The following is a 5095-nucleotide window of genomic DNA, read 5'->3' as shown; positions in this document are numbered from 1 at the left end:
TGCATGGAGACATCCTTCGCAGAAACGCCGTTTACTTCAACTGCTTTTGATTTAAGCAAAAGCTTTACTTCTTTTCTGGAACCATAGCCCATATTTGAAAGTAATTTATCTAACCTCATAAAAGAACCACCTTAAAAACCAAATTTCTTCGTATATTTCGTTAATCGTTCACCAAATAATTTCTGCGCAATTCCCAAACGAAGGGCAATGGCTCCATAAACTAGTGCACCAATTGCACCTACAATTAAGATAATCAACATAGCCCCGAATTTAGATTCGGCAGGCATGATCTGAATTAGCACCATGCGAGTGATGACAGCGGCAATAAACATCGCTACGTTTATCCCGGTAATGAGAACGATTCTTCTTACCAATAAAATGGAACGGTAGTTTTGCGTTACAACCAATACAGCAAAGTTCATAAAGATTGCAACACTGTATCCAATAATTGTCGCTGCAATAGCCCCGTTCGTTTCCCATAAGCTGATTAACGGAATGTTCAACGCCAATTTAATTAATAATCCAACCAACAAGTTGAGAATGATCCATCTCTGTTGATTGATACCTTGTAAAATGGCAGCAGTTACAGGGAACAGACTGAATAGAATGGCAACAGGCAAGTAATGCGCCAGAATATCTGAGCCTACTGCACTTTTTTCATAGAATAAGTGATAGAGTTCAGGAGCCAGAACCGTCATTCCAATCACAGCAGGCATCGTAAGGAAATATAGGATTTGGAATGTCTGATCAAGCGTTCGTGACAATTGCTTATGCTCATTGGTCGTGAAATATTTAGTTACCAAAGGTATCAATGCCATGGAGAATCCGGTCGCAAGCATGACAGGAATCATAACCAATTTATGTGCCGTGAGATTCAGAATACCCAAATAATCGGTTTTCAAGGAATGTCCTGCATCACTCATTGCACGATTGAATGTTAATAAATCCACAAATTGGAACAGTGGATTAGCAACTCCCAAAAATACTACGGGAATTGCATAAACCAAAATTTCTTTATACATATCTTTTAAATTCACATCGTAAGAAGCTGTAGATTTTTCAAGTAAATTGTCATATTCCGGTTTCTTTTTCCGCCAATAATAATACAGCACAACTATACCGCCAAGTGCACCGACAAATGCGGATAGTACAGCTACTTGAATGGCTTCTTTTGGTGTTCCACCAAAAACATTCAAGACCAGGAAAGTGCCCCCAAGTAAAAAGATAATCCGTACGATTTGTTCAATCAATTGAGAAGATGCTGTTGGCATCATGARACTATACCCTTGGAAGAATCCTCGAAGCAAGCTCATAAAAGGAACAGCAATCAATGCAAAACTAACCCATTGAATGGCATCCGTCACGTCTCCAACCGTATATATTTTCTCATTCTCAGCGATGGTAACCCTTGCAAGTGGTTCCGCAAAGAAATATAAAAACAAAAACGATAGGAATCCTGTGACCAGCATCGCCATTAAACCGGATTTTAATAATCTTCTGCCTGTTTCATAATCCCCTAAAGAATTATATTTGGAAACAAACTTTGAAAAAGCCAAAGGCGCACCGGAAATCGCTACTGCTAGCATAAGATTGTATGGAATATATGCATATTGGTACAGCCCAATATTCTCTTCTCCAACCATCGAGTAAAATGGGATGATATAAATAACCCCTAATATTTTCGAGAGGAATAGACCAATCGTCAGAATGGCCGTACCTTTATATAAATTATTTGACATGTTTAACTTCCTGACCTCTAAATTTTAAAACCTACAGGATATTTTACCCCTCGAACATGAAAACCACAAATGGTTTATAATAAAGAAAAAAGAAGAAAGTGTGTTTATCCCATGTATGATGTAATAATTGTCGGAGGCGGTCCCTCTGGATTAATGGCGGCCATTGCTGCTGRTGAAATTGGCAAGAAAGTATTACTTCTTGAAAAAGGTACGAAACTTGGAAAAAAATTAGCGATATCCGGCGGTGGACGTTGCAACGTTACGAACCGATTATCCCAGGAAGAAATTGTGAAGCACATTCCCGGTAATGGACGGTTCCTGTATAGTCCTTTCTCGGTTTTCAATAATGAAGACATCATTACTTTCTTTGAAGGTCTTGGTGTTGAGCTGAAAGAAGAAGATCATGGGCGCATGTTCCCTGTTTCCAATAGGGCTCAGGATGTTGTCGATACTTTAGTACGCCAATTGGAAAAGTTGCGTGTAGAAGTACTATTCGAAAGACCCGTTGCGAAACTTTTGATGAACGAAGATAAAATTCTTGGCGTCCGTCTGAAAAGTGGACAAGAAATCTTAAGTAAATCCGTTGTACTCGCTGTTGGAGGGAAAGCTGTCCCTCAAACAGGATCGACTGGCGACGGTTACCCATGGGCACAGCGTGCAGGACATACAGTCACCACCTTATATCCAACTGAAGTACCGTTGTTGTCTGATGAAAAATTCATTCGTTCAAAAGAATTGCAAGGACTCGCACTTCGTGATGTAGCGGTCTCTGTCTTGAATAAAAAAGGAAAAGTGTTGATTACCCATCAAATGGACATGTTATTTACCCATTTCGGTTTAAGCGGTCCCGCTATTTTACGTTGCAGTCAATTTGTCGTCAAGGAACGCATGAAAAACGGGGAATCCCCTGTTGATATGGTTATCGATTCCTTACCGCAAGAAAATGCGGAGTCAACTTTCCAGATGCTGGTCAAGTTGATGAAAGAAGATGCCAAGAAATCAGTAAAAAATGTTTGGAAAGGCGTTGCGCCTGAACGTTGGCTGTTGTTTTTATTAAATCGAGCTGGCATCGAATCGAATGAAATCGGTGCTAACCTGTCCAATGAAAAAGTTCGAGCTTTAGCCAGCTTGTTGAAATCATTTTCGATGAAAGTAAATGGCACTCAACCTATCGAAAAAGCGTTCGTTACCGGTGGTGGTGTTTCTGTAAAAGAAATTGAACCGAAGACGATGGCTTCCAAGAAAAAGCCTGGTCTGTATTTCTGCGGTGAAATTTTGGATATTCACGGCTATACTGGCGGGTACAACATTACCTCCGCTCTCGTTACCGGGAAAATTGCTGGCATGAGCGCTGCGCAATACGCAAAAACTATTCCATATGTACCGGTTGAATATAAATAATCATTACACAACTAACGAAAAACGGAGCGAAGTGATCCAGTCACTTTGCTCCGTTTTTTAATTACCTCTCACTTATTTTTGTTGGCTCATGCGGAACATGCGGTCAGCGCAAACGTAATGTTCTAAACCCTAGTAAGATATAAGAATCAAAAAAGGAAAGAGGCAAGTGATTTTGTCACTTCCCCCTTTCCATAACATTATTGCGTAATCTCTCGCATCTTCTTATCCAGCAGTTGAAATGCGTGCTTTAATTCACTTTTTGGTACACTCTCATACAAATCACCAATGCTCAATTCAAAATCACATCTTTCATCTGATGTTTCTCTTAAATACCTGGTTAAACCAATACCTGTTTCAATGTGTATTTCTGCCAACAAACGTTCCATGGTTTCCTTTGCGCCACCAAAATAGATGTGGAACATATTAGAAACAGGCATCAATGGTAATGTTTCCACTCCATGACATGAGTTGAAAAGTTCGGCAAGTTCCTTTGCATCCTCATAATATTGCCCCATTTTCTCTGATCTTTGATCAAAATAATGATCGGCACTGATGATATATGGGTACAGACTGATTAAATCTCCCCCATGACGTCGTTTCCAAATCTTTGATTCTTGTGCAAAGTCTTGATCACCGGCCAGAATAGCCCCCGCAATTCCACCTATCCCTTTATAAACGGATATATATACGCTATCAAATAAACTACAGATCTCAGTTGCAGTTTTTTGATAATAAGGAAGTATTTCAAGAAGTCGTGCCCCATCTAAATGCAACTTGATTCCTTTCTCACGACAATGACTGGATATTTTTTTCAGTGTTTCATACGTCGGTAATTGACCGCCTATTTCACGCTGAGGCAATTCCAGCAATAAACAAGCTATTTCCTCGTCCATAGTGAGCACATCATTCAGTTCAATTACCCTGTTCTTGTCCGCCAACAATACCGTTTCGATATGGTGCAATTCCTTCAAGCCATCTTGCTCATGAATTTCCAGATGGCTTAATGGATGATAAGCCACTTTTCTCTGGCATTTTTTGTCGCACCAGATACGCAATGCGATTTGCTGYGCCATTGTGCCACTTGGAAAGAAGACAGCTGTTTCTTTTCCTAAATACGCTGCCATCTTGGCTTGAAAAGCTTCAATTATTTCGCCTCTTCCGTACATATCGCTCACTGTCTGGCCATCGAAAGAGTCGAATGCCTCTTTCAATATTTGAATATTTCTTGTACCGTGTCCATCAATTTGATATTTAGTTTGTTTAAAAGAATCCATTAGAAGATTAGTTTGGCTCATTGTTTTTATCCTCCCATTCTTTCTACCTATCTATTTAGTATAGCACTTGAGCATGGCATGTATGAGATGCTGTCCATTTCACTTAAGATGAATGTTGTGTATTCCAAATGACACATCTATACTGAACTTATATAAAGCATGAATATTCAAAACTATAGGAGGAAGTAATATGAAACTAGGAGCATTTTCTGTAAGTTTGAGTGTAAAAGACATTAATAAATCAAAATCATTTTACGAAGATTTAGGGTTTGAAGTCTTCGGTGGGGACATTACTCAAAATTGGCTTATTATGAAGAACCAAGGTTGCGTAATAGGGCTGTTCCAAGAAATGTTCGAAAAGAACATTCTGACTTTTAATCCAGGATGGAATCAAAATGCCGAGAATCTTGATACGTTTACGGACATTCGAGAACTGCAGAATCAGCTTAAAGCAAAAGGAATTAAAATACTGACTGAAGCAGATACATCAAGCGTTGGACCAGCCAGTTTTACAATTGAAGATCCAGACGGTAATCCTATTCTCGTGGATCAACACGTATAAAGAACAGATAATGTGGGACAACTACTTTTTTCGGAACGATCGCAACTTCACCATCTAATCAACAAAAATAAACCCCAGTCATTTAAATGACTGGGGTTTTCGCTTATCCTGCAAAATAT

The 5095-nt window shown here is 39.3% G+C and carries 5 protein-coding genes; 2 read left to right on the top strand and 3 right to left on the bottom strand.

The genetic code is table 11. The features are described 5' to 3' along the window. Both AC1DSB_RS14160 and AC1DSB_RS14155 read right to left on the bottom strand, forming a co-directional pair. A partial coding sequence (locus tag AC1DSB_RS14160; protein ID WP_477586937.1) for a S4 domain-containing protein occupies window positions 1-119 on the bottom strand: 119 nt, incomplete at its 3' end. A 12-nt stretch (window positions 120-131) separates the two neighbouring features. After that, window positions 132-1739, bottom strand: coding sequence for a putative polysaccharide biosynthesis protein (locus AC1DSB_RS14155; RefSeq protein WP_477586936.1), 1608 nt, complete (start codon window positions 1737-1739; stop codon window positions 132-134). A gap of 111 nt (window positions 1740-1850) precedes the next feature. Between AC1DSB_RS14155 and AC1DSB_RS14150 the strand changes: the two genes are divergently transcribed. After that, window positions 1851-3140, top strand: a complete 1290-nt coding sequence (locus tag AC1DSB_RS14150; RefSeq protein WP_477586935.1) for a BaiN/RdsA family NAD(P)/FAD-dependent oxidoreductase — start codon at window positions 1851-1853, stop codon at window positions 3138-3140. Between the two features lie 197 nt (window positions 3141-3337). On the opposite strand, the gene AC1DSB_RS14145 is transcribed toward AC1DSB_RS14150, so the two are convergent. After that, complete coding sequence (locus AC1DSB_RS14145; protein ID WP_477586934.1) at window positions 3338-4435, bottom strand: threonine aldolase family protein; 1098 nt, start codon at window positions 4433-4435, stop codon at window positions 3338-3340. Between the two features lie 169 nt (window positions 4436-4604). Here AC1DSB_RS14145 and AC1DSB_RS14140 point away from each other — a divergent pair, with 169 nt between their 5' ends. Next, complete coding sequence (locus AC1DSB_RS14140; protein ID WP_016426569.1) at window positions 4605-4976, top strand: VOC family protein; 372 nt, start codon at window positions 4605-4607, stop codon at window positions 4974-4976. The last annotated feature ends 119 nt before the right edge of the window (window positions 4977-5095 follow it).

Source organism: Paenisporosarcina sp. P4_E4_2 (assembly GCF_056401595.1).
This window is presented reverse-complemented; position numbering and strand designations above follow the sequence as displayed.

Excerpts from the sequence above, each read along its gene's own strand:
- AC1DSB_RS14140 (WP_016426569.1), top strand. The coding sequence starts at position 4,605 with ATGAAACTAGGAGCATTTTCTGTAAGTTTGAGTGTAAAAGACATTAAT.